The 23,870-nt window shown below is 65.0% G+C and carries 21 protein-coding genes; 11 read left to right on the top strand and 10 right to left on the bottom strand.

The features are described 5' to 3' along the window. Positions 1–17 precede the first annotated feature (17 nt). Together PHA81_RS16330 and PHA81_RS16325 are read left to right on the top strand one after the other, a co-directional pair. Positions 18–1,040, top strand: coding sequence for an NAD(P)/FAD-dependent oxidoreductase (locus PHA81_RS16330; RefSeq protein WP_273837585.1), 1,023 nt, complete (start codon positions 18–20; stop codon positions 1,038–1,040). Between the two features lie 184 nt (positions 1,041–1,224). Then, positions 1,225–2,217 carry an MBL fold metallo-hydrolase gene (locus PHA81_RS16325; protein WP_273837584.1) on the top strand — a complete coding sequence of 331 codons (993 nt, stop codon included), beginning with the start codon at positions 1,225–1,227 and terminating at the stop codon, positions 2,215–2,217. Positions 2,218–2,390: 173 nt separating this feature from the next. Here the strand turns inward: PHA81_RS16325 and PHA81_RS16320 are convergent, their stop codons facing one another. Both PHA81_RS16320 and PHA81_RS16315 read right to left on the bottom strand, forming a co-directional pair. Further along, on the bottom strand, positions 2,391–3,080 hold the full coding sequence (locus PHA81_RS16320; RefSeq protein ID WP_005040411.1) for a helix-turn-helix domain-containing protein: 690 nt from the start codon (positions 3,078–3,080) through the stop codon (positions 2,391–2,393). A 772-nt stretch (positions 3,081–3,852) separates the two neighbouring features. After that, positions 3,853–4,578 (bottom strand): hypothetical protein, encoded by a 726-nt coding sequence (locus PHA81_RS16315; protein ID WP_273837583.1) that lies wholly within the window; start codon positions 4,576–4,578, stop codon positions 3,853–3,855. A gap of 248 nt (positions 4,579–4,826) precedes the next feature. Between PHA81_RS16315 and PHA81_RS16310 the strand changes: the two genes are divergently transcribed. Together PHA81_RS16310 and PHA81_RS16305 are read left to right on the top strand one after the other, a co-directional pair. Beyond that, complete coding sequence (locus PHA81_RS16310) at positions 4,827–5,210, top strand: hypothetical protein (RefSeq protein WP_273837582.1); 384 nt, start codon at positions 4,827–4,829, stop codon at positions 5,208–5,210. Between the two features lie 109 nt (positions 5,211–5,319). Then, on the top strand, positions 5,320–6,477 hold the full coding sequence (locus tag PHA81_RS16305; RefSeq protein WP_273837581.1) for an aldo/keto reductase: 1,158 nt from the start codon (positions 5,320–5,322) through the stop codon (positions 6,475–6,477). A 1-nt stretch (position 6,478) separates the two neighbouring features. Here PHA81_RS16305 and PHA81_RS16300 read toward each other — a convergent pair whose 3' ends face one another. After that, positions 6,479–6,847 (bottom strand): hypothetical protein, encoded by a 369-nt coding sequence (locus PHA81_RS16300; RefSeq protein ID WP_273837580.1) that lies wholly within the window; start codon positions 6,845–6,847, stop codon positions 6,479–6,481. Between the two features lie 340 nt (positions 6,848–7,187). After that, positions 7,188–8,681, bottom strand: a complete 1,494-nt coding sequence (locus PHA81_RS16295) for a heme-binding protein (RefSeq protein ID WP_273837579.1) — start codon at positions 8,679–8,681, stop codon at positions 7,188–7,190. A gap of 101 nt (positions 8,682–8,782) precedes the next feature. Here PHA81_RS16295 and PHA81_RS16290 point away from each other — a divergent pair, with 101 nt between their 5' ends. Further along, positions 8,783–9,628: a formate/nitrite transporter family protein gene (locus tag PHA81_RS16290; protein WP_273837578.1), complete on the top strand. Its 846-nt coding sequence runs from the start codon at positions 8,783–8,785 to the stop codon at positions 9,626–9,628. A gap of 37 nt (positions 9,629–9,665) precedes the next feature. On the opposite strand, the gene PHA81_RS16285 is transcribed toward PHA81_RS16290, so the two are convergent. The 5 genes from PHA81_RS16285 to pyrH form a co-directional block, all read right to left on the bottom strand. Continuing rightward, on the bottom strand, positions 9,666–10,190 hold the full coding sequence (locus tag PHA81_RS16285) for an HPP family protein (RefSeq protein WP_273837577.1): 525 nt from the start codon (positions 10,188–10,190) through the stop codon (positions 9,666–9,668). A gap of 94 nt (positions 10,191–10,284) precedes the next feature. Then, positions 10,285–10,704 (bottom strand): universal stress protein, encoded by a 420-nt coding sequence (locus PHA81_RS16280; RefSeq protein ID WP_273837576.1) that lies wholly within the window; start codon positions 10,702–10,704, stop codon positions 10,285–10,287. A 49-nt stretch (positions 10,705–10,753) separates the two neighbouring features. Further along, positions 10,754–12,538, bottom strand: coding sequence for a site-2 protease family protein (locus tag PHA81_RS16275; RefSeq protein WP_273837575.1), 1,785 nt, complete (start codon positions 12,536–12,538; stop codon positions 10,754–10,756). Between the two features lie 93 nt (positions 12,539–12,631). After that, on the bottom strand, positions 12,632–14,314 hold the full coding sequence (gene lysS, locus PHA81_RS16270; protein WP_273837574.1) for a lysine--tRNA ligase: 1,683 nt from the start codon (positions 14,312–14,314) through the stop codon (positions 12,632–12,634). Next, positions 14,307–15,023 carry a UMP kinase gene (pyrH, locus tag PHA81_RS16265; protein ID WP_005040378.1) on the bottom strand — a complete coding sequence of 239 codons (717 nt, stop codon included), beginning with the start codon at positions 15,021–15,023 and terminating at the stop codon, positions 14,307–14,309. The genes lysS and pyrH overlap by 8 nt, the downstream gene beginning before the upstream one ends. A gap of 83 nt (positions 15,024–15,106) precedes the next feature. Here pyrH and PHA81_RS16260 point away from each other — a divergent pair, with 83 nt between their 5' ends. The 5 genes from PHA81_RS16260 to prs all read left to right on the top strand — a co-directional run bounded on the left by PHA81_RS16260 (position 15,107) and on the right by prs (position 19,461). After that, a complete protein-coding gene (locus PHA81_RS16260; protein ID WP_273837573.1) occupies positions 15,107–15,934 on the top strand; it encodes a molybdopterin synthase in 828 nt (275 codons plus the stop codon). A 274-nt stretch (positions 15,935–16,208) separates the two neighbouring features. Further along, on the top strand, positions 16,209–16,451 hold the full coding sequence (locus tag PHA81_RS16255; protein ID WP_005040375.1) for a hypothetical protein: 243 nt from the start codon (positions 16,209–16,211) through the stop codon (positions 16,449–16,451). Between the two features lie 109 nt (positions 16,452–16,560). Beyond that, the gene (locus tag PHA81_RS16250) at positions 16,561–17,691 is read left to right on the top strand and encodes a site-2 protease family protein (RefSeq protein WP_273837572.1); all 1,131 of its coding nucleotides are present in this window, start codon (positions 16,561–16,563) and stop codon (positions 17,689–17,691) included. 60 nt (positions 17,692–17,751) lie between these two features. Beyond that, the gene (locus PHA81_RS16245; protein ID WP_273837571.1) at positions 17,752–18,588 is read left to right on the top strand and encodes a hypothetical protein; all 837 of its coding nucleotides are present in this window, start codon (positions 17,752–17,754) and stop codon (positions 18,586–18,588) included. A gap of 21 nt (positions 18,589–18,609) precedes the next feature. After that, the gene (gene prs / locus PHA81_RS16240) at positions 18,610–19,461 is read left to right on the top strand and encodes a ribose-phosphate diphosphokinase (RefSeq protein WP_273837570.1); all 852 of its coding nucleotides are present in this window, start codon (positions 18,610–18,612) and stop codon (positions 19,459–19,461) included. Between the two features lie 6 nt (positions 19,462–19,467). Here the strand turns inward: prs and ileS are convergent, their stop codons facing one another. Then, a complete protein-coding gene (ileS, locus tag PHA81_RS16235) occupies positions 19,468–22,677 on the bottom strand; it encodes an isoleucine--tRNA ligase (RefSeq protein ID WP_273837569.1) in 3,210 nt (1,069 codons plus the stop codon). 309 nt (positions 22,678–22,986) lie between these two features. On the opposite strand from ileS, the gene PHA81_RS16230 reads away from it, so the two are divergent. Further along, positions 22,987–23,664, top strand: a complete 678-nt coding sequence (locus PHA81_RS16230; RefSeq protein WP_273837568.1) for a bacterio-opsin activator domain-containing protein — start codon at positions 22,987–22,989, stop codon at positions 23,662–23,664. The last annotated feature ends 206 nt before the right edge of the window (positions 23,665–23,870 follow it).

Raw genomic sequence — 23,870 nt, 5'->3', positions numbered from 1 at the left:
ACCCTATTATTTTACACATGGACGACGAGAACGACTTCGATGTCGTGGTGGTCGGCGGCGGGCCGGCCGGCCTCACGACCGCCCTCTACACCACCCGTCTGGGCCACGATACGGTGGTCGTCAACCGCGGCGGCGGGCGCGCCGCGATGATGCGTGACACCCACAACGTCATCGGCATCACCGAGGACGTGAGCGGCAACGGACTCCTCCAGGCCGCGATCGATCAGATTCAGGACTACGGCGCGACGTACCGCCGCGGCGTCGTCACGAACGTCGAGAGTGTCGACGGGCCGCGGGATTTCCGGGTCGAGACGGGCGAGGACGAGTTCGCGGTCGACCGCGTGGTGCTCGCCACCGGCTTTTCCGATGAGCACCCCGACCCGCCGCTGCCTCGTACTGGCCGCGGTCTCCACTACTGCCTCCACTGTGATGCGTACATGTTCGTCGACGAGTCGGTGTACGTGATGGGCCACGGCGAGTCGGCCGCCCACGTCGCGATGATCATGCTCAACTTCACCGACGAGGTCGATCTCCTGCTGCGGGGGCACGAGCCCGAGTGGTCCGACGACACCGACCGCCAGCTCCGCGCGCACCCGGTCGAGATCGTCGACAGCGAGATCGAGAGCAAGTTTTCGGACGAGCAGAGTCCAGAATGGCTCGGCGGGTTCGAATTCGAGGACGGAACCCGCCGGGAGTACAAGGGTGGGTTCGCGATGTACGGCTCGCAGTACAACAACGACCTCGCGGCGGGGCTTGGTTGTGAGCTCACCGATGACGGGACGGTCGCGGTCGACGACCACGGGCGGACCTCCGTCGAAGGAGTGTTCGCGGTCGGCGACCTCACGCCGGGCCACAACCAGATCCCGGTGGCGATGGGCCAGGGCGCGAAAGCCGGGATCGCCATTCACTACGACCTCCGGCGGTTCCCGATGAGCATCGAAGAGCTCGAGGCCGCCGGTGGGGTCGACAGCGAGGACGTCCCGGCGGTGTCGGCCGATCTGCGATCGAGTTCGGCCTCCCACGCCGCCGGTGACGACTGATCGGCGCGGCGGGTCGGATCGCTGCGGCGGATCGAGTCGGTGCGGTGGATCGGACGGGCGCGGTGGATCGACACCGCGGGTGGTATGTGGACGGGAGCAGTAAAGGAAATATGCAGGCCGAGTGCGATGGCGATCGGAACCCGAGCCGACGAGCGCGCGACGAACGGATCGTGGGACGGTCGCGATGAAACGGATTCGACTCGGTAACGCGGTGTTCGAGGGGCTGAACAACAGCTACGTGATCGGGACGGAGCCAGACGCGAAGACGACGCTGATCGATACGGGCGTCGCCACGCCGGACGTCCGCGAGCAGTTGGCCGAAGGGCTCACCGAACACGATCTCGCCTTTGCTGATGTCGACGAGGTGGTTCTCACCCACTGGCACGAGGACCACGTCGGCCTCGCGGGCACGATCCAGGACGCCGGTGGCGCGACCGTCCGCGTCCACGCCGACGACGCGCCGCTGGTCGAGCAGGACGACGGGGCGTGGTCGGTGATGAACGAGCGCCAGCGCGACCTCCTCAACGAGTGGGGGATACCCGACGATCCTCGCGAGGAACTCCTCGCGTTCCTCGACAGCCACGGGGAGCTGACCGGTCCCGCGCCGACCGTCGAGCCGTTCACCGACGGCGCACGATTCGAGACGGCTGCGGGCACGCTCGAAGCGCTCCACCTCCCGGGACACGCCGCCGGCCTCTCGGGATTCGCCCTCGACGGCGAGCAGGGCCGAGAGCTGTTCAGCGGCGACGCCCTTCTGCCACACTACACGCCGAACGTCGGCGGCGCGGACGTGCGTGTCGAGGGGCCGCTCGCCCGGTATCTCACGACGCTCGAACGGATCGTCGACGGCGAGTTCGATCGTGCATATCCGGGCCACCGCGATCCGATCGACGATCCCGCGGGCCGCGCACGCGAGATCGCCGCCCACCACCGCGAGCGCACGGGACGAGTCGTCGACGTGTTGGCCGAAACGGGGCCAGCCGATGCGTGGACGGTGAGCGCACACCTGTTCGGCGATCTCTCGAGTATCCACATCCTCCACGGACCGGGCGAGGCGTACGCCCACCTCGATCACCTCGCGGCGGACGGCGTCGTCGAGCGGACGGATCGAAAGTACCGCCTCGTGGAATCCGATCCGAATCTCGACGCGCTGTTCCCGTCGATCGCCACCGCGTGAGCCGCCGGCTTGAAACGAGTTTCAGGGATTAGTACTGTTTTCAGAGTTCCCCACAGCACAGGTTGTCGATTCGTTGGAATCGCCGTGCAAGATACAGAGCGCATATTGATCACTGACTAGTCGGGGTCTGGCAAGTGGTCGGAGAGATAGATACAGGTGAATTCGAGCTTGTTTCACACAATTATTGATCGGATGATTTTCGCTTCGATCCGCCGAAGGTGATCCCCGATCGTCCCCCGTGACAGTCCAAGCTCGGCAGCCAAATCACGTTGAGTTGCACGACGAGGGATATCGTAGTATCCGGCGGCGAGTGCTGCCCGGAGGATTTCTTTCTGGCGGTCGGTGAGTTGCCCCGTTGGGTCATCCATCTCCGGTTGATACTCTCCCGCGCGTTTGAGAGTCACGTCCACTTCGTTAGGGAAACCAGCGATCAATTGTTGGAGGGCTGCATCCTCACCGAAGAGCGTGACTTCCAGCCCGTCAGTAGTCTCTCTCATCGGCCAGTTAATACTGATTGCTTCGGTATCGATACGTTCGAGAAGAGCTGTTTCGACCTCGCCAGGCTCGTAGTGCATATACGCCAGCCACGTCTCACCACCTGTCACAGTACAAGATACAATCCTCAGGATTTCGTCTTCTATCGTTGCGAGTCGGCTAGCATCGCCTCTAAACCGGGCAACCCCAACAACGGTACCGTCATCGAGAAGATTGAGATACTGTATCGCTTCCTGTGTCGCAACAAGCGCCCCATCGATCCAGACCTCCCTCGGATCGTTGAGGCCTCTCCGTATCGGTTGGCCGTTCTTTGATCGAATGTGTTCTTCCAAAGCGATGATGACGGTTATATATCTCACCATCGTCATTATTCATGTACTCGGTGGCACTGTCGGACCCGCCTCGAATCGTGCCTCAGATGAAGCGCTATCGTCGCCAACATGCAAATGAGATAGTGTGGTAGCTTATAAAGATAGCGTGCATGCTCGGCGTCATCCCTGAGAATACACGGCCTCTATCCCACTCTGATGGAGACTCGAAATATCAACACGAGAAACGCGAAAGCGGCTGGATTAATGACCGGTGGTGCCATCGTGGCGCTGCTCGGGATGCTATGGCTGGTTCAGGGACTCGGAATCGTCCAGATAGATCCCATTCTGTGTGCCGGAGACTGTGAACCCATCACTGGAAGATCAGTGGAGTGGACGGTCATCGGTGCGATAGCTTCGTTCGTGGGAAGCATCATTGTCCGGGCGGGGCTGAGTCGCGTAAATCGATGATGTTTCCTACCGGGATCCTCAGCGACAGTCACTAACGGGTTTGAAAATAACCCCTTCTTCCAAAACGGGACTGCTGAATACAGCCTCTGTATCTTGTGCAGGATTTCTGACAGTCATCAGAGAGAATGCAAACCAAGGCACTGTCTAGTTAAGGCGGATCGGCTGATTTCGGCGGGCTGAGGGATCAAGCTGATTGGGAGACTGAGCCAAGAACCGATTTGCCGACTGGTGAACTGGAGAGACGATCAGCGGCTTGGTCGAGAATCTCCGTCTGAACCTGAAACAATTCTCCAGAAAGCTACACTCATTCGGTCGAAATCGCTCATCTAGACAGCCCCAAACCAAGGTATGGTTTTGGTTCCTAATCCCTATAGAAACAGTCCGTGAAGCGATCGTTCCGGCGGATAGCAAGCAGTTCCGCGGTCGCTTCCGCGTCGAAGCGAAGCGGCCGCCGCCACCACGGTCCCTTGCCCGAATCGCTCGATAGCTCGGTGACGATCCGGTTCGCGTCGGTACCGGCCGCACGGCCGCTCAACGGGAGCGCCGTCTCGTACAGCGCCGATCCGTCGGGATCGCCGGCAAGTAGGACTTCGGCGTCGAACGTCTCTCGCTTGACGTGAGCGTTCGAGGCGAAGGGTTCGCGGTCGGCGGGCGGGAGATCGGAATAGGCCGCGCCAGTCACGGGATCACGCGCGAGTTCGAACCCGCCGATGAGATACGCACCCCACTCGGGAGTCTGCCACGACGCCGGTTCGCTCGCAGTCGCGAGTGTCGCGTAGAAGAAGGCGTAGTCGCCCGTAGCGAGATCGGCGAGCGGGCGGGCCTTCACCCCGTGCGGATCGCCGTAGCTGTACCGTTCGCCGTAGGGGTACTCCGGGAACTCGGGGTCGAGATGCACAGGAGTGTCGAGAACGTCCGCCGGGAGGTCGGTGGCGAGATCGAGATCCGCGTAGGTCGGCACCGGCTCGGCGACCGGTTCGGTTTCGGGGATCGGCACGTACTCGAACCGACCGTCGGCCCAGACCGGTCCGCGAACGCCCGGGGTGTTGGTGTTGGCACCGACGTTGATCGCCACGGCCTGGCTCATGGCGTGGCCACTCGTTCCGCGGGCAAAAGCCTCGCCCTCGCCGACTGCAACGGGTCTCGTCGTTCGTTCAGTCGAACGAGCGCGGGACGGCGAAGCGAGCCAGCCACGAGAAGAGTGATTTTCGGGATCGATCGAGCTTGGCCGAAGCGTTCCGTCGTTTCGGCACCGGTGCGGTGAACTATTTATTCACACGGAGAGTTCATGGGATTTCTTTATGACGGCTCCCTGTTTCGAATGGAGTGTTAGGTATGACAGGTCGCTCGTCCCCAGCCGCCGGCCACGTAACGGTAGGGAACGGTGCGGAGCCAGTGTCGGTCGAGTCGGAGCCGATCACGACGGCCCGACAGCGGGTCGCGCTTCAGGAGCTCGGCAGGTTCGCGTACCCGGTCGAACTCCGGACGCTCGCGGCGTACGTCGTGGCGGCACGCGATAACGTCCCCGTCGACACCGTCAGCGACGAGGCGCGCAAGCGGGCAGCCATCCGACTTCACCACATCGACATCCCCGAACTGATCGAGGCGGGGTTCGTCGAGTACGACCCCGAAAGCCGGATGACGGTACGCACCGACATGCACACGAACGAGCGATACACCGAGATCGAGACCGAGTCGCGCCGTTTCGATGTCGCTTGAGCGACACTGACCACTCGAACGATGGAGTCGGTTGGCAGTACAACGACGAGTCGGGTGTGCGCTCTGTCGAACCACGTCCGCTAAGTGCCCCCGAGACCAAGCGGTGCGTATGCACTACCGCGAACTCGGCGATTCCGGCGTCGAGGTGAGCGAGGTGGGCTTCGGCGCGTGGACCGTCGGCACCGACTGGTGGGGCGATCGGAGCGAACAGGAAGGGATCGAGATGCTGCGACACGCGTTCGATCGGGGCGTGACCTTCTTCGACACCGGCGACGTGTACGGTCACGGCCGCTCGGAGGAGCTCGTCGGCGAAGCGCTCGCCGACGTCCGCGACGAGGTCACCCTTGCCACCAAAGTCGGCTACGATTTCTACAACAACCCGCAAGCGGGCCACGGTGAACTCCCGAAGGAGATGGACGCGGAGTACCTCCACACCGCGGTCGAGCGGAGTCTGGACCGGCTCGACACCGAGTACATCGATCTCCTCCAGCTCCACAACGCGAACGTCGACGAGGTGGACGAGGATATTCTCGAAGCGCTCAACGAACTCCGCGAATCCGGAAAAGTCGACGCGATCGGGTGGGCGCTCGGCCCCTCGATCGGGTGGCTCGCGGAGGGCGACGCCGCGATCGAGAACGAGTTCGACGCGATCCAGGTCGTTTTCAACCTGTTCGAGCAGGTCCCCGGACAGCACTTCATCGAGACGATCGAGGAGTTGGACGCCGACACGAGCCTGATTCCCCGGGTGCCGCACTCCTCGGGACTCCTGAACGAGCAGGTCACGCCCGAGACCGAACTCGGCGAGGGCGATCATCGGGGATTCCGACCCGACGAGTGGTACGACACGGGCTGGGAGAAGCTCGACAAGCTGCGATTCCTCGAACGCGAGGGGGTCCCCGCGAGCCGGGCGGGACCGGAGGTCCCGCTGGAAACCGGCGGCTCTGCCGCCGGTGACGAAGCGAGCGGACGGCAGGGAACGACCGACGGGAGCGACCGTGAGCGCACGATGGGCCAGGCCACGATCCAGTGGCTGCTCGCCCACGACGCGGTCGCCTCGGTGACGCCGACCTTTCGTACTGCCGCCGACATCGACGAGTGGGCGGCGGCCCCCGAGACGCCACCGCTGTCGGACGAAGAGTTCGAGCGCGTCGCCGGCCTCTACGAGCGAGATTTCGACATCGAGCGTGACGACGGAATGGCGGGCTTTCGGTCCTCGGTCGAGGGTGCCGATCTCGACGCGGTCGGTGCGAAGTACGCTGGCGACTGAGCTATCGGTCGTTCTCGGCAACGTGTGCCAGTAGTCCTTCGACGAGCGGCGAAGCAATGTATCGAACCGTACTCCGGGCGCAGTCGTACTCGACGAGACCCCAGTCGTCGAGTTTCGGGAGTTCGACGTCGGTGATCGACGTGTGGACGTGTCGGCGGGTCGCTGCGGAGGGGGCTTCCTGCGAGACGACGTGATCGACGAGCGTCTCGATGGCCATGGTGTCGCCGGTGTGCTCGTGGAGCGCGGTGACGACGGTTCGCCGTCGTGGATCGGCAAGCGCCGCGAACGCGTCGTCGGGTGTCACCGATGGCGTCGTGTCGAGGTCGGTGCCGGAGCGACCGTCGGTCGAGTCGAGCGGCACATCGGACATGACGGGCGAATCGTGGTCGTCGACAGGGATGAACGGCCGAGACCGTTTGGCGTCGTTGTCGGTCCTTCCGTCCGTTTTCGCGCGTGAACGGTTTGAACAGCGATCGATGTGGGGCGTTCGGCGGGACGACTTGCGCCTGCAGGGCGGTGCGGTTGCGGGCCTGGCGGATCGAGGGCGAGGCCCGGAGGGCCGAGGGCTCGGGCGGTGCTGTGCGGTTGCGGAGAGTGCCAGCAGTTCTACCGCGATCGAACGGTAGTGAGCGAGCGGGTGTTTTTAGTCCAGGTTTTTGCGAAGAGTGGTTCGCGCTCCGCGCGAATCCGACGAAGTAAAAAAGTGGTTCTTAGGAGAGGAAAACGTGGCGCGGCCGATCCGCGAGCACGTCCTGGCCCCACGAAACGGTGTCGGCGAACGCGTCGCTCCGGAAGAACTCCATCGCGTCCTCGCGCGAGCGCCACTGGCTGGCGATGAACATGTCGTTCTCGTTCTCGCGGTTGACGAGGAGATCGGTGTCGTGGTGGCCGTCCATGTCGGCGAGGAGATCACCGATGGTGGCGAACTTTGCGACGAAGTCCTCTCGGTGTTCGGGCTTCGTGGTGTAGAACATCCCCATCGTGCCGAAGCCCGCTTCTTCGCCCTCCAGCTCGCCGACGTCCGCGCGCGAGACGACGCCTGGAAGGTCGGTGAGGAAGCCACCGGCGGTCTCGGCGGCGCTCGCGGTGTCCCAGATGCTGACGATTGCCGCGTTCCCGCCATCCGGATTCGTATAAACTGCGGTCTTGACGTGGGTATCGTAATGTTCGAAGTTGCCGCGGAGACCGTCGACATCGTCGGCGAGTTCCGCGGGATCGGCCTCTGAGTAGAGCACCATCGCGTGCACGTCCTCGCCGTGGGGCTGGCCGGCGTAGATGTCCTCGTCGGCGAGTGCCGCCCGGATGTCCTGTTCGCTCTCGTTTTCGTCTCCGTCGCTGGAACGACCGCCGTGATCGCTCTCGTCGTGGTGGTTGTCGCCGTGTGCGCTCGCGTCGCCGTGGTGATGACCGGTGTCCTCGCCCGTGGGGACGGGTTCGCCGGCGAGGAGCGCGCCGAGGTCCTCCGGAGGGAATCGTCGACCGAAGCGGAACCGGCCGAACTCGGCGTAGCGCGAACTCGATGGGTCGAACCGCATCTCGTAGAGGAGTTTCTTGATCTGGGCGGGGTCGTCCGCGAACAGGGTGACGCCCCACTCGTGATCGTCGAAGCCGACGCTGCCGGTGATGATCTGGGTGACGTCGCCGGCGTAGTCGCGGCCGATGTCGCCGTGGCCGCTCATGAGGTCGGCCCGCTCGTCGAAGGGAAGATCGTACCAGTTGTCCTCGGGCCCGCGGCGCTTGTCCATCGGGTAGAAGGAGACGTGCTCCATGTCGGGGATATCGGGCTTCAGCCGGGATTCGATGTAGCGCGCCATCCCGGTGTCCTCGACCTCCTCACCTTCGAAGTACTCCTGAGACATGTACCCCGAGACCTCCGTGACCGAGAGATACGAATCGGTCTGCTCGGTGAAGTCGGCGAAGGCCGTTCCCTCGAACCGTCGTTCGGCAGTATCGAGATCGGCCATCGACGGCCGGAGGTGAAGCACGAGGAGATCGGCGTCGTGGCCGAGCACGCTGAACGTCGCCGATCCACCCGCGTCGGCGTCCGCGACGGCCTCGTGGGCCGCGAGGTAGTCGATACCCTCCTCGATGGCGCGCTGGCGCTCGCGGTCGGGAGCCGCCCGCCACGCGTCCCAGTCCACCGTCCGAAAGTCGTGGAGCACGTACCACCCTTCTTCGGTCCGCGGTGGCTCTCGTCGGTCCATGTCGCAACTACGGGCCGAACGACAAGGGCGTTTATGTTTCGACGCCGGCACAAGCAGTCCCAACCGTTTAGCGCCCGTGGGTATCCACGGACAGTAGTTCGATGAGTGCAAACGAGGACGGTCCCACCGGCGCGACGCTCTCCTATCGCAAGATCCTCGAACGCGAGATGGAGAACGCCCTGAAGGAGATGGACCGGCCCGCGGTCGGGACGTTCATCTCGGGCTTTTCGGCCGGTCTCAACCTGAGCTTCGGCGCGCTGTTCATGGCGATGGTGCTGACCTTCGCGGGCGGGTTCGACTCGACGCTCACCAAACAAGTCACGCTCGCGGGCGTCTCCTCGATCGCGTTCCTGTTCGTCGTCATCGGCCAGACCGAACTGTTCACCGCCCACTCCACGATGGCCGTCCTCCCGGTGCTCGATGGCCGGGCCTCGCTCCGCGACCTCGGGCGCATCTGGAGCGTGACCTACGTCTCGAACTTGCTCGGCTGTGCGGCGTTCGTCGCGCTCATCGCGGCGATCGGCGAACCGATGGGGATCGCCGATCCGAGCGCGTTCGGCTCGCTCGCGGGCGCGCTCGTCGGCCTTCCGTGGTGGACGATCACCCTTTCGGGAGTCGTCGCGGGGTGGCTGATGGGGATGGCAACGTGGCTGTCGGCCGCCAGCCGCGACACCGTCGGCCGGATCGTCTTCGTGTTGCTCACGACCGCCGCCATCGGGTTCGGTCCGTTCCACCACGCGATCCTCGGCACGACCGAGGTGCTCTCGGCGATCGTACTCGATGCGGGCGTCGCGCCGGGCGCGTTCGTCCCGTTCATCGTCTTCACGACCATCGGCAACGTGCTCGGTGGGACGGTCTTCGTCGCACTCCTCAACTACGGCCACATCGCCCTCGCGGGCGAGGAGAAAGACGTGGACTTCCAAGCGGACGGTATCGAGGATTCCTGACTCCGGCGACTGCACCCGCACGCGCCGATGTACTGCATCAGTCGGAACGCGATCGGCCGATGGCGAAAACGCCACGCCTGTCGAGTGCCGCGTCGGTCAGGAGGAGCAATCGCTGCACTACGACGAGAACGACCACGGCAGCGACGATCAGGACGCCTTCGAGAGGGCTCGACAGCAGCCCGAGCGCGACGATCAGCGTGGTCGCACACGCCGGCGGATGGCGGACACCGAGATGGATCATCCCCATCACGGTGAGCACGATAGCTCCGACCCCGCTGGCGGCGAGCCGAAGGCCGAGGAGCGAGAGCGGCGCGATCTCGCTCGTCACGACGATACCGCCGGCGAAGAGATGGTACGTAGCGAGGCCGGCGACGACGCCGATCGCGTGGCTCACGACCACTCGCCGGGTGTCGCTCGCCTCGCTCTCGGGGAAGGTGGCGAGAACGAACGCCGAGGGGCCGAGGCTCGGAAACAGTGCCGGCAGGCCGGTTGCCCACGCGAGCACACCGATGACGGCGATGAGCAGCCCCGTATGGAGGCCCGTGGCGAGCCGATCGTCCATCGTCGGTGGTTCGATGGCCGCGCCTAAAACGCCCCTGAAGCCCGATCGGTGGCGATCGATGGTGGCTGCTCCGCCGAGATTTTCGGTACGGGAATCAGGGAACGACAGTCACCGGAACGGACGAATCCTGCACGACCGTTCCCGCGACGCTTCCCAACAGAACGCGCGAGACGCCGGAGCGCCCGCGGCTACCCATGACGATCGCGTCGATATCGTGATCGTCGGCATAGGCGGTGATGGCGTCGGCAGGACGACCCTCCACGACCGCCGTATCGAGCGTCGCGCCGTACTCCGCCGCCAGCTCGTCGGCCGCCGCGAACAGCTCCTCGGCAGCCGTTTCGGCGGTGTCGGCGTCCGATTCACTATCGCCGGATCGCTCGCCGTAGCCCGCTCCCGTGGGGTCAATGACGTTCAGTACGGTGACGTCGGCCTCGGGAAAGACCGTGAGTGCGTGGTCGAGTCCGGGCCACGAGTGTGTCGAGTCGGTCAGCGGGACGAGCAGTCGTCGGCCCATGATCGAACCAGTCCACGGCCGGTGATAAGCCTGCGGCAGCACGTCCCTATCAGCCGGTCAGCAACGTCGGCCCGAAGATCATCACGACGAGCGCCCCGACCATCGTGAGCGTCACCGCCGTCGTCACTGCGCCGGCAAGCGCCTGGCGACTTCCGATCGGGAGTCGGGAGACCACCGCTTCGGTGCTTGCCCGGAAGATGTGGCCGCCGTCGAGCGGGAAGGATGGAATGCAGTTGAACAGCCCGAGGTTGACGTTGATCCAGCCGGTCCAGAACAGCACGTTCGCGAGGGTGAACACGCCACCGCCGAGGAACGACAGCGGCCCCGTGACGGTGAAATACTGCCGAACCGGGCCGACGAAGCCCGCAAAGCTGACGAGCCCGCCACCTCCTGGGACCGCCCCCGCGAACGGCAGCGAGATCACCACGAGGAACTGGGCGATCAGCGAACCGCCCAGTCCACCGGCTCCGCCCGCTCCGTCGCCACCCGCACCGTCGCCGCCGAGCAGGCCGAGATACTGCGAGGCGGGATACGACCGAATCCCGAAGTCATCAACCACGAGCCCGGTCGTGCCCGGCGAGATTCTGACGCCGAGGAACCCACTGCCGGTGTCGGGGTTCTCGCCCAACCGCACCGAGTAGTTCCCGCGGTCGCCGTTCACGGCCGCCGTGACGCGCACCGTCTCGTCCGATTCGGTTCCATCGAGCTCGTTGCTCAGCGCCGTTCGATTCGGCGTGCGCTCGCCGGCGATGTGGGTGATGACGGCCGACTCACCCGCGAGGCCGTCGCTCGCGTTCGCCAGCGGGCCACCGGGCGTGACGGTCGCGGCCGCGCCGACGGGGATCGTCGCGGTCCCGTTGTCGGTCGAAAGCTGTGCCGTTGATCGGTTGTCGAGCGCCGCGCGGAAGGCGCGCTCGGTGCCGACGGCAGTCCCGTTGACCGCCTCGATCGTCGTCCCCTTGGCAAGCGGACCGTCCGCGACAGCGCTGGTGACGACGACTGACCGCTGTACCGTGGTGGTGTTGCCGTCCTGCAACGAGACGTCGACTGTGCGGTTGGCGTCGGCGAGGGCAGCGTCGAACTCGCTCGCGTTCGCCACCGCTTGACCGTCGACACCAGTAATGACGTCGCCGCGATCGATCCCGGCGTCGGCCGCAGGAGTGCCGTTGAGCGCGCCGCCGACCGCTACGCCGGGCGCGACTGCGATCGAGCCGACCACCGGACCGAAGAGGAGGGCGAACGTGATCACCGTGATCGCGAAGTTGTTGGTGACGCCCGCAGCGAACATCCGGGTCCGGCCCCCACGGTCGGCGGTCGCCTGGCTCTCTTCGTCGGGTTCGACGAACGCGCCCATCGGGATCACCGCGAGCAGCGCGAGCCCCATCGACTCGATGTCGATGTCCTCGACCCGACAGAGCAGGCCGTGGCCGCCCTCGTGGACCACCAATCCGACCAGGAGGCCGAACACGATCTCGGGGGCGACCGAGAGCGGGAGGAACTTGTTGACCCCGGGAATCACCAGGGCGTCCTGGGGCTGTCTGATAACCGTGGACTCGGGCCGGTTGAAGATCTGGACGGCACTCACGATCACCGCGAGGAAGGAGCCGACCATCACTACCAGCGCGATCCCGACGCCGACGTTGGCCCACGCCCGCCAGAACCGCTTCGGCGTCGCGAGCCAGTCGAGAAACTGCTTCCCACGCTGAGTGTGGATCGTCGTGATCGGGCCCGACACCCGGACCGAACTCGGCAGGACGCCCCAGGACTGGAGCGCCGTCGCAACGAGCGTATAGAGGAGAAACCCCGAAAGCACCCATACCAGCGTGCTAACCATCACCCGTTCGGACGGTCCTCGCGGCCATGAGGGTTTGGTTTGCCCGTGCGATGCCGGGCCAGCCCCACGCCGAGCAGCGCTTCCGTCTCGGTGCTACGCCTCGCGCCGGAGGCGATGGACCACGAACGCGCGGTCGAGATCGGCGAGGAAGGTGCCGAGCTGTGGCCCCTGGTCGGTGTCGAAGAAGAGTCGGTAGCCCGCGGCGAACAGGTCGCCGGGGTCGAGATCGTGTCGCCGTGCTGTCTCGAAGATCTCGCTCTGGATCGCCTCGCCATCGTGGCCCGCCTCGACGAAATCGGCGAGGTCGTCAAGCGCGGCCGCGGTGGTGGCGTCGAACTCCGTGGTAGGGAGGTCGGCCGCGAGGCGGTAGTTGTAGGCGTTGTCGACGCGCTCTGCCCACGTGCGTGCGTATTCGACACGTCCGAGAGCCTCCTCGACCGAACGCTTTGGGGCACTCTCGGGAATATGGTCCTGACGACGGGCCATCTTCTCACGGAGTTCGATGTCGTCGGTCATGCCGAGCACGGCGGCGAAGGTGTACGGAAGGCGAATCGGCTGCTCGGTTGTGGATTCGACGAGCATTGGGTAGGCCGCTTCGGCCTCGCCCTCCATTTTGTGTCCCGATGCAAACTCACCGAAGTACGTCCGCTCGAACTCGTCGAACTCGTCCACCAACTGATTGGCGCGCTCGATGGAGAAATCCCGTGCCCTGCTCGGGTCTTTGGTGAAGAAATACCGGAGCACCTCGGGTTCGAGGAACTCCAGGGCGTCCTGAACCATGATGACGTGGCCCGCCGAGGACGAGAACGGCTCGCCGTCGAGCGTGAACCACTCGTACGCCATTGGGACTGGTGGAGTGTCGTCGAGCACGTTCCGGGCGATATCGGCCCCGCTCGGCCACGAGCCCTCGGCGTGGTCCTTCCCGAACGGCTCGAAGTCCACGTCGAGCACCTGCCACTGGGCGGGCCACTCGAAGCGCCACGGGAGCTTTCCCTCGCGGAAGGTGGCGGTCCCTTCGTGACCGCAGCCCTCGATGATCCGATCGCCGGCCTCGACGTCAGTACAGACGTACTCGACGGTTTCAGCGTCGAGATCGACGCTCTGGACGGCGTCCGTCTCGGTGACGTGGCCACACTCGGCGCAGATAGGCCGGAAGGGAACGTAGTCGTCGTCGACTTTGTCCTGGTACTTCGCGAGCACGCTCCGTGCCTGTTCGCGGTGTTCGAGGAGCTGGTGAATCACGTCGTCGAACGCACCCGACTCGTAGCGCTCGGTGTTCGAGACCGTCTCGACGGGGATGTCGAGCAACTCTGCGCTCCGTTCGATGAGGTTCGAAAAGTGTGCTCCGTACGAATCACAGCAGCCGAACGGGTCGGGGATCGCGGTGTAGGGTTTGCCGAGATTGCGACCGAGCGCGCCGGCGTCGACCTCGTCGAGTCCGACGACGTTGCCGTCGAGGTCGGCGAGCTTGCGTGGAACCTTCCGAAGTGGATCGCGGTCGTCGGCGGTGAAGATCTGTCGCACCGTCCGCCCCCGGTCACGCAGCGCCTCGGCCACGAAGTATCCCCGCGCGATCTCGTTCATGTTCCCGAGATGGGGTACTCCCGACGGCGAGATCCCGCCCTTGATGGCGATGGGATCGTCCGGGTTGCGTTCGATGATTCGCTTTGCAACCGACTCGGCCCAGAAGTCGTGTGGCTGCGAACCACTGAGGACGTACGGGTCGTCGACGGCGTCGTCGGGCGTTTCGCTTCCGGTTGGCCCGTCGTCAGTCATCCATCGCCCAGTACGTGGGTTCGTCCGCAGCTTGAGGGATGATGTCGGTGCCGTCGTGGCTGCCGGTGTCGACGACCTCCGCGACCCGGTCGGGATCGGTGCCGTCAAGCACGACAGTTCGAACGCCCGAGCGTTCGATGATCTTCGCCGCGAGCAGATCCACGGGAGCGCTCGCGCCGGCGGTCATTTCGATGTCCGCGATCACGTCGACGAGCTCGGTGGCCGAGAGCTCCTCGAACCGATGCGCACTGTCGTCCTCGGCGGGATCGGCGTCGAACACGCCCGGAACGCTAGTGGCGTACACCAGCAGATCCGCGCCGGCGTACTCCGCGAGCGCGGCGCTCACCGCATCGGTGGTCTGGCCGGGTGCGACGCCACCCATGACCGCGATCTCGCCGCGCCTGAGTGCTGCGCCCGCGGTCTCGTAGTTGCGTGCGGGGCGTGTCGCTGCGCGCTCTGAGAGCGCCGCGATCAGGAGGCGGGCGTTGAGCCGGGTGGTGTCGACGCCGAGCTGATCGAGTTCGATCTCGTTCGCGCCGAGCTCGCGGGCGGTGTGGATGTACTCGCGAGCGACGGTGCCGCCGCCGACGACCGCACCGACGGTGTGGCCCGCCTCGACGAGATCCTCGATGACGGCAGCGTGTGCGCCGACGCGTTCGGGATCCCTCGGTGCGAGAACGCTCCCACCGAGCGAGAGAACGAGTTTCATTGCTGCCGGATTGCCCGGACGCACGCATAAGGGTTGTCAACCCCGCCGAAGGGTACAAGCGCGTCGCGGCCTCCCGATCCGGTATGAAAACCCTTGCCGTCGTCGGCCCCTCGGACTCGGGGAAGACGACGCTGATCGAGCGACTCGTCGACCGCCTCGACGAGCGCGGATCGGTCGCCACAATCAAACATCTCGATCACGCGCCCGACATCGACACCCACGGCAAGGACACCGATCGCCACCGCAGCGCGGGCGCAGCGGTCACCTACGGCGTCAGTGAGGATGGTTGGTTCGCCACCGGCGACGCACGCGACCTCGACGAGATCCTCGACGATCTCGCACCCGACCACGACTACGCCATCGTCGAGGGCTTTTCGGGCCGTCACCTCCCGGCAGTGGTCCTCGGCGACCGCGACCACGCCGGCCACGAACTCGCGGCGGCCGCCGATTCGGATGGGATCGATCTCGATGCGGTGTGTGCGGCGATCGACGACCTCGAACCCCGTGTCACGCTCGAATCGCTCGTCACAGAGATCAAGTCCGCGCCGAACGCGGACCGCTCGGGCGCGATCGCCACCTTCACCGGCCGCGTCCGGACGAAAGACGCCGACGACGACGCACCCACCGAACATCTCGAGTTCGAGGCCTACGAGGGCGTCGCCGACGAGCGTCTCGCGACCATCATCGACGACCTCGAAGCCCGCGAGGGCGTCCAGCGCGTGCTTGCCCACCACCGCACGGGTGTCATCGCCGCGGGCGAGGACATCGTGTTCGTGGTGGTGCTCGCGGGCCACCGTGAGGCGGCGTTCACGGCGGTCTCGGACGGTATCGACCGACTCAAGGACGAAGTCCCGATCTTCAAGAAGGAGGTCACGGCCGACGAGCAGTTCTGGCTCCACGAGCGCGCGTAAGCCATCACGACGCACTCTATCGACCATAAATCGGCAATTTTCTCCGGTACCTGGCCGAACACGTCGTGTGACGCGCTCCCGGCCCGCGGAGGACGGCGAGTGCGCCGAAAAAAGAATCGAGAAACGTAGCGTGGCGGATAAAACGTCTTGCTCCCTCTCGAAGCGTCGTGAAACGAGCGTATGGACCGATCACATCGTGAAGGGACCCGAAGCTACGCGAAGCATCTGTCGGGTATAATACATTGAGGTTGTACATCCTGGATGGAGGCCGACAATGAGCACGACACAGCCCACGGTCGATGCGAACCCCAAAGAACAGCGGCTGAAGGCGTATCTCGAACGCAACGCTGCCGACGGCGAGCTCTACTTCAAGAGCAAGTTCATCGCGGACGAAGTGGGACTCTCGCCGAAGGAGATCGGCGCGCTGATGTGCAAGCTCAGCGACGCGGCGACCGATCTGGAGATCGAGAAGTGGTCGTACACCAGCGCGACGACGTGGCGCGTCGAGCCGGCGTAATCGTCCGGGTAGGCTGTTCGCGCTCCCGCTCTGAATCGGGTCCCCGTTGGCGCATCCCGCTCGACGAACGGTCTGTAGGCTTATCCCTCCCCGTCACGAGAAATGGATGATGGACGACAGCGAGCCGCGCGCCGAGGGACCGCCGCCCGAGGCGTTCGCGGGACTCTTTCGCGTCGCCGAAGTCACTGCCGACGACGGCCAACTTCGATACTACGGCGAACCACTCGTCTCGGGAGAACGGCTCGAACGCCGGCTCTGGCCGGTGTTCCGTGATCGGGGTTACGAGGTCCGGCTGACGAACGAACCCCGGCGAGACCCGCTGACTGGCGTCGAGACCGGCGGGAGACGATACGTCCTCGTCGCCACACCGCGCTCGACCGGGATCGACGGGGTGCCGTGGACCAACCTCCTCTTCGCGGCGCTCACCGTGCTTTCGACGCTCGTTGCGGGCAGCCGGTGGTACGGAGCCGACCTCAGCGATCCCACGAACCTACTGACAGGCTGGCCGTTCGCGCTCGCGGTGCTCTCGGTGCTCGGAGTTCACGAACTCGGCCACTACGCGCTGAGTCGGTATCACGGCGTCGACGCGAGTCTGCCCTATTTCATCCCGCTGCCGAACGTGATCGGGACGATGGGCGCGGTGATCCGGATGCGCGGCCGGATGCCCGATCGAAAGAGCCTGTTCGACATCGGGGTTGCCGGGCCGCTCGCCGGCCTGATTGCGACCTGCGTCGTCACGGTCGTCGGGCTGTATCTCGATCCGGTGCCCGAGCCGGCGATCCCGATCACGTTCAACTACCCGCCGCTGGTCCAGATACTCGCCGATCTCACCGGGCAGCCACTCACGTATCCGGGCGGCGACGTCGTCAACCCCGTGGTGTTCGCGGGCTGGGTCGGGATGTTCGTCACCTTCCTCAACCTGATCCCGGTGGGCCAGCTCGACGGCGGCCACCTCGTGCGCGCGATGGTCGGCAAGCGCCACGAGACCGTCGGCGCGCTGGTGCCGGCCGCGCTGTTCGGGCTCGCAGCGTACCTCTACTACGTCCGCGAGGCCGCGTTCAACGCCGTCTTCCTCTGGGTTCTCTGGGGCGTGTTCACCCTCGGCTTTGCGTACGCCGGTCCCGCAACCCCGATCTACGAGGACGGACTCGACGCGAAACGGACTGCGCTCGGCATCGTCACGTTCGGTCTCGGCGCGCTCTGTTTCACGCCGGTGCCGTTCGAGCTCGTCATGCCGTGAAACGGCCGCCGGCCGCCCGTGCGCCGGAACGCTTTCGACGGTCGGCGGTCGTGTTCGGGCATGAGCAGCATCGACGAGAAGCGGGTGTACGGGCCGGATAGCGATGAGACGGCGCTGTTCGTCGCGAGCGAGACGGGGCTGGCTCGCGTCGCGGTCGTCGGCGCACGGATCGGCGAGATCGAGCTCCTCGACCGCGACGCGACCAACGATCTCGCGGTCCACGACGATCGACTCGCGGCCGCGACCGACGAAGACGTGTTCCTCGGCACCGGCGAAGACGCCGAACCGACCGGTTTCGGTCGGGCAGCAGCGATCGGCTCGGACGGAACGCTCCTCGCCGCTGCCCCTGACGGGACCGTGGCGCGCCGCATCGACGGCGAGTGGGAAATAGCCGGAGCTGTCGAGGAGCCGCACGCAATCGACGGCAGCCTCATCGCGGCCGCCGATGGCGTCTATCGATGCACCGGCACCGATTGCCAGCACGTCGGACTCGACGACGCCAACGATGTCGCCGCCACGGGAACGCCCCATGCAGCGACCGCCGACGGTCTCTATCGACTCGGCAACGGCTGGCTGCCAGCTCTTGATGGAACATTTTCGATGGTGAGCACGGATCGCGGGACGGCCGAGCTGGGGGCGATCGGTCGGGCACACGCCGCGACCGCTGAGACGCTGTATCGCCACGCCGAGGGCGAGTGGTCGGCTGTGGATGGCGTCGATCGGGCGGTCGTCGATGTCGCATACGGCAGGGCGAAATCAGCGTCCGGTGGCGGTGTCTATGCCGTCACGGCGGACGGAACGCTACTCTCTGAAACCGACGACGGCTGGCGCGATCACCCACTGGGGCTACGCGGCGTCCGGGCGGTCGTCGCACGGCCGGATCGAAAACCGGTTTAGGCGGCCCGCGAACACACTCGCATGATCGTTAGCGCCTCGACGTCCCAATCGCTCGCGAGTTCGCTCGCCGCCGAGCTCGACGAGCCGCTCGCGGCCACCGAGTACGAGCGGTTTCCCGACGGCGAACTCTGTGCCTCGGTTCCGGAGTTCGACGCCGACCGCGCCATCGTGGTCTGTGCGACCACCACCAGCGACGCCCATCTCGAAGCCCTCCAGCTCCAGGACGCGGTCCGTGAGGCGGGCGCGAGCGAGGTCGTCACCGTCCTGCCGTACATGGGCTACGCCCGCCAAGATAGCGCGTTCGCGGCGGGCCAGCCCGTCTCGGCCCGTGCGGTCGCCCGCGCGATCAGCACGGGCACCGACCGCGTGCTCACCGTGAATCCCCACGAAGCGAGCGTCAGCGAGTTCTTCGACGTGCCGTGTGACACCGTCGACGCCGCCGGCCAACTCGCAGCTCCCCTCCCCGCTCTCGACGATCCCGTGTTCCTCGCGCCCGACGCCGGCGCGCGCGAACTCGCGACGACCGTTCGTGACGCGTACGGTGAGGGATCGGTCGATCACTTCGAGAAGACTCGCCACAGCGCCACCGAGGTCGAGATCGAACCGCACGCAGCCGATGTCGCCGGGCGTGACGCCGTGCTCGTCGACGACATCGTTGCCACCGGTTCGACGATGGCGACGGCCATCTCGCATCTCCGCGAGCGCGATGCCGCCCGCGCGTTCGTCACCTGCGTTCATCCTGTGCTCGCGGGCACGGCTCGAACGCGTCTCGCCCGCGCCGGCGTCGAAGCCGTCCACGGCACCGACACGATCGAGCGCGCCGAGAGCACCGTGAGCGTCGCGCCAGCGCTCGCCGACGCGCTGTCGGAATAGTCCGATCTACGCTCGCGCGCCAGCGAGCGGTTCGATGGCGATCTCCACCGTCGTGTCCTCGACGTCCCACTCGCGGCGGTGGCCGTCCTCGACCGCCCCGAACTCGTCGGCACGGACCTCCTCGGCGATCAGGACCTCGTGCTCGCGGACGAGTTCGGCGATCCGGTCGTCGGCGACGGCGAACTCGACGCGGATCCGCTCCTCCAAGTCGAGATCGAGTTCCTTGCGCATCTCCTGAATTCGGCGGATGACGTCGCGAGCGTAGCCCTCGCTCTCGATGTCCTCAGTGAGTGCGGTATCGACGTAGACCGTGCCGCCGCCCTCGACATCGAACCCGGCCGCGGCGACTCCGTCCGGCGTCTCGGTCACGATCGTCACCATCTCCTCGGTGAGATCCACCGACTCGCCCATTTGCTCTGCGACGGCGGTTTCGAGTGCCGCGAGCGTGGGCTCCTCGACACGGGCCTCGTTGAGCGCGGTCATCACTTCTCCCGCACGATCCCCGAACTCGGGGCCGAGCAGGCTCATGTCGGCCTCGGCGCTGTATGTGAGTTCGTCCCACCGGTTTTCGGGGTCGATCAGCTCGACCCGACGGGCGTTCAATCGGTCGGCGACGAGATCGCGCTGGTCGTCGACCGCGCTCGCGACCGACTGGCTCTCGGCGTCGACCACGACCCGTGTGACGGGCCACCGGAGCTTGCGTTCGGCCTGCTGGCGGGCGGCCGAACCCGCCTCCTCGACGGCGCGCGCGACCGCCACCGTGCGTTCGAGATCGGGGTCGCGGAGGTCGTCGTCGGGTTCGGGCCAGTCACACATGTGGACGGTGTCGAAGCCCGCATCGCCGGTGAGCGTACCATAAATCTCCTCGGCAACGAACGGCGCGTACGGCGCGAGCAGCGCGACGACTTCCTCCAGCACGCGGTAGAACGTGGCGTACGCCGCGCGCTTCGAGTCGCTGTCCGATTCCTCCCACATCCGCTCGCGGACCCCCTGGACATAAAATCTGGAGACGTCCTCGACGACGAAATCGAGCAGGGCGTCGAGCGCACGGTCTTGGCGGAAGTCGGCCCATGCGTCGGCCATCTCCGCTTTCACAGTCTGAAGTCGCGAGAGCACCCACCGATCCTCGCGTTCGAGCGCATCCTCGACAGCAGCCAGGGTCGTCTCCTGGGGATCGAACCCATCGAGGCGCATATAGGGGAGCGGGAACCGGAAAACGTTCCAGAGGATGTTGAGCGTCCGCTCCATCTCCTCGGTTTCGTCCCACGAGAACCGCATGTCGTCGCCTTGCGGGGTGACCGAGAGGAGGAACAGCCGCATCGCGTCGGCTCCGTGGCGCTCGACGATCTCGCCGGGCTCGATCGTGATGTCCTTCGATTTCGACATCCCTCGCCCGTCGGGCATGTTGGCGTAGCCGTGCATCAACACCTCGTCGTAGGGAACCTCGCCGAGCGCCGCCGTGCCCATTCCCAGCTGTGACCAGAACCAGCCGCGGGTCTGGTCGTGAGCCTCCATGATGAGGTCGGCGGGCCAGAGGTCGTCGAAGGCCTCCTCCTCACCGGGATAGTCGAGCGTGCCCCACGACGCCACCGACGAGTCGAGCCAGACGTCGAACACGTCCGGAACCCGGGTGTAGGTCGTGCCGTCCTCGGTGATGGTCAGGTCGTCGACGGTGGGCCGGTGGAGATCGATCGCGTCGGGGTCGACGTCCTGGTCGACCCGCTCGGCGAGCTCTTCTCGCGTTCCGACGACGATCATCTCGCTTTCATCGGTTGCCCCGTCGCTCTGATCCGCGCCGTTCTCGGGCGTCCAGATCGGCACCGGGATGCCCCAGTAGCGCTGCCGGGAGACGTTCCAGTCCGGCGAGTCCTCGACGAAGTTCCGGAAGCGCTCGTCGCGGGCTTCGGGAGGATGCCACTCGCTGTCCTCGATGTTGGCGAGCAGTTCGTCCTTGATGTCGGTGACCGTGATGAACCACTGATCGGTGGCGAGGAAGACGATGTCCGTGTCACACCGCCAGCATTGGCCGTAGTCGTGGACGTAGGTCTCCTCGGCGAGCAGCAGTCCCTTCTCGTCGAGGTCCGCGATGATCCCGTCGTTGGCGTCGCGGACGAACTCGCCGGCGTATTTTCCGGCCTCGTCGGTGTAGACGCCATCGCCCTCGACCGGACAGAACACGTCGAGGCCGAGCTCCTCGCCCCGCTCGAAGTCTTCCTGACCGTGACCAGGCGCGGAGTGGACCAGACCAGTTCTGTCGACCTCGACGTAATCGGCGTGGTACACCTGTCCCGCACCGTCGCCGTCGGCGTGGTCGGGCACTTCCTCGGCCAGCGGGTGGTCGTACTCCCAGCCGAGCATCTCGCTCCCGTCGAACTCGTCGAGCACCTCGTAGTCCTCATAGCGGCCCTTCTGCAGGACCTCCTCGACCACGTCGGCCGCGAGATAGAGCACCTCGCTCTCGCCGTCTCTCTCGGCGCGGACCTCCTGATACGTTACGTCCTCGTCGACCGCGACGAAGGCGTTCGCGGGGACCGTCCACGGGGTGGTCGTCCAGATCACGAGGTTCCCCTCGCGCTCGCGGAGCGGGAACTCCACGTAGATCGAGGGGTCCTCGACCTCGTGGTACTCGACCTCGTTTTTGGCGATCGCGGTCTCACACCGCGGACACTGGGTGATCGAGCGCTTCCCCTGCTCGACGAGACCGCGCTCTGCGGCCTGTTCGAACCCCCACCACGCCGCCTCCATGTACTCCGGTGACACGGTTTTGTAGGGGTTCTCCCAGTCCATCCAGACGCCGAAGGACTCGAAATCGGACTGGAGGCCTTCTAACTGGGCCTCGGCGTACGATTTACACTCCTCGATGAACGGCTCCATCCCGAACGCCTCGATGTCCTTCTTGTTCTCGAAGCCGAGGTTCTCCTCGACCTTCGTCTCGATCGGGAGGCCGTGCATGTCGAACCCAGGACGGTCGGTCACGTCGTAGCCCCGCATTCGGTGATACCGAATGTAGGCGTCCTTCAGCGTCTTGTTCCACGTCGTGCCGAGGTGGGCTGCACCCGAAGTGTAGGGGGGACCGTCGACGAAGAAAAACGGCTCCTCGTCCGCGCGGTGGTCTTTCGTCTGCTGGTAGGCGTCGGTCTCGTCCCAGTGGTCGAACACCCGCTCCTCGACCGCGTCGGGATCGTACCGATCCGCGACGTCCTCGAACCTGCTCATGGCAGTGGTATCCGTCCCGGGGACTAAAGCAGCCTCGGTTGGGCAGACCGACCAGCGAGACCGCGGTCGATAGTGTAGGGGTTATTGGAGGAGTCGATCGTTTTGCGCGAACCCTTCCCAGCAGTTGAGAAATACAGCGTGCGAGATGCAGGGTGCGTATCTCGCATATCGCCCGTGTTCAATGGTGATATCTGCGCACAAAACCAGATAACGTTCTTCTCGATCCGCGACTGGATGCAGCCGGATCTATTTCGGGGCTAACTCATCTGAATCCCTTGCATTATAATGCTTGCCTGCATATGCTTGTATATGCCCACAATAACGGAGTTCACGATTCCGGCCCACGAGTTTGCACTCTCCGAGACACTCGAACGCCGTCCGGACCTGACTATCCATATCGACCGCGTTGTCGCCCACAATACGACTGAAGTGGTGCCGTTCGTCCGAATCACTAACGGCGACATCGAGGACTTAAGTGAAGTACTCGAAGCCGATCCGAGCGTTACCGAAGTCGAACTCTTCGGCGAAACTGATGACGAGCGGTTCTATCGGTTGGTGTGGGAGGATACTGCACAAGTGATCGGTTACATGATTAACGAGCAGGGTGCGGCCGTCCAGGAGGCTACCGCCGCCAACGGTGAGTGGCACCTCCAAGTACTCTTTCCCGAGCGAGAGGGGCTCTCGGCGACGAACGAGTTCACTCAGGAGAACGACCTCACGCTGGATATCGCCCGGATCTATGACGGTGAACGGCTCGATGAATTTGAGCACGACCTTACCGAACGGCAATACGACACCCTCGCCGCAGCCGTACAGCAGGGGTACTACGAGGTCCCGCGTGAAGTGGATCTCAACACCCTCGCTGACGACCTCGATATATCTCATCAGGCGCTTTCCGAACGGTTCCGACGAGCTACCAAAAGTCTCGTTACGAGCGCGCTAACTATCGACGAGGAAGAAAATGAGGTAGGTCAGCACAAAGTGTGATTTCGCCATACACGCCCTTGTCGGGTGACAGAGACACTAATGGTTCCAACAGCACACTCAATCCCGGATTCGGAGCGGCTCTCCTTCAGTGTGCAACTCCCGTGCAGTCGCGTTAGAATCAGCATTCAACTGCTCTATTGAAAATGGACGACGGTGACGGGATTACTCCGTAATGAGTTTGAGGAAACGAGGTCGAGAAGTCGATC

The sequence above is a fragment of the Halococcus sp. PRR34 genome (assembly GCF_028617175.1).
Classification (GTDB): Archaea; Halobacteriota; Halobacteria; order Halobacteriales; family Halococcaceae; genus Halococcus; species Halococcus salifodinae.
Note: the sequence above shows the minus strand (reverse complement) of the source record. Positions and strands in the feature narration are given on the sequence as shown.

Bases quoted from the DNA above. Each gene is read 5' to 3' on its own strand.
- lysS (WP_273837574.1), bottom strand. From the start codon at position 14,314: ATGACTGACGACGGGCCAACCGGAAGCGAAACGCCCGACGACGCCGTC.
- prs (WP_273837570.1), top strand. From the start codon at position 18,610: ATGATCGTTAGCGCCTCGACGTCCCAATCGCTCGCGAGTTCGCTCGCC.
- PHA81_RS16285 (WP_273837577.1), bottom strand. From the start codon at position 10,190: ATGGACGATCGGCTCGCCACGGGCCTCCATACGGGGCTGCTCATCGCC.
- PHA81_RS16275 (WP_273837575.1), bottom strand. From the start codon at position 12,538: ATGGTTAGCACGCTGGTATGGGTGCTTTCGGGGTTTCTCCTCTATACG.
- ileS (WP_273837569.1), bottom strand. From the start codon at position 22,677: ATGAGCAGGTTCGAGGACGTCGCGGATCGGTACGATCCCGACGCGGTC.
- PHA81_RS16280 (WP_273837576.1), bottom strand. From the start codon at position 10,704: ATGGGCCGACGACTGCTCGTCCCGCTGACCGACTCGACACACTCGTGG.
- PHA81_RS16300 (WP_273837580.1), bottom strand. From the start codon at position 6,847: ATGTCCGATGTGCCGCTCGACTCGACCGACGGTCGCTCCGGCACCGAC.
- PHA81_RS16290 (WP_273837578.1), top strand. From the start codon at position 8,783: ATGAGTGCAAACGAGGACGGTCCCACCGGCGCGACGCTCTCCTATCGC.
- PHA81_RS16315 (WP_273837583.1), bottom strand. From the start codon at position 4,578: ATGAGCCAGGCCGTGGCGATCAACGTCGGTGCCAACACCAACACCCCG.
- PHA81_RS16330 (WP_273837585.1), top strand. From the start codon at position 18: ATGGACGACGAGAACGACTTCGATGTCGTGGTGGTCGGCGGCGGGCCG.
- pyrH (WP_005040378.1), bottom strand. From the start codon at position 15,023: ATGAAACTCGTTCTCTCGCTCGGTGGGAGCGTTCTCGCACCGAGGGAT.
- PHA81_RS16310 (WP_273837582.1), top strand. From the start codon at position 4,827: ATGACAGGTCGCTCGTCCCCAGCCGCCGGCCACGTAACGGTAGGGAAC.
- PHA81_RS16305 (WP_273837581.1), top strand. From the start codon at position 5,320: ATGCACTACCGCGAACTCGGCGATTCCGGCGTCGAGGTGAGCGAGGTG.
- PHA81_RS16250 (WP_273837572.1), top strand. From the start codon at position 16,561: ATGGACGACAGCGAGCCGCGCGCCGAGGGACCGCCGCCCGAGGCGTTC.
- PHA81_RS16295 (WP_273837579.1), bottom strand. From the start codon at position 8,681: ATGGACCGACGAGAGCCACCGCGGACCGAAGAAGGGTGGTACGTGCTC.
- PHA81_RS16325 (WP_273837584.1), top strand. From the start codon at position 1,225: ATGAAACGGATTCGACTCGGTAACGCGGTGTTCGAGGGGCTGAACAAC.
- PHA81_RS16230 (WP_273837568.1), top strand. From the start codon at position 22,987: ATGCCCACAATAACGGAGTTCACGATTCCGGCCCACGAGTTTGCACTC.
- PHA81_RS16260 (WP_273837573.1), top strand. From the start codon at position 15,107: ATGAAAACCCTTGCCGTCGTCGGCCCCTCGGACTCGGGGAAGACGACG.
- PHA81_RS16255 (WP_005040375.1), top strand. From the start codon at position 16,209: ATGAGCACGACACAGCCCACGGTCGATGCGAACCCCAAAGAACAGCGG.
- PHA81_RS16245 (WP_273837571.1), top strand. From the start codon at position 17,752: ATGAGCAGCATCGACGAGAAGCGGGTGTACGGGCCGGATAGCGATGAG.
- PHA81_RS16320 (WP_005040411.1), bottom strand. From the start codon at position 3,080: ATGACGATGGTGAGATATATAACCGTCATCATCGCTTTGGAAGAACAC.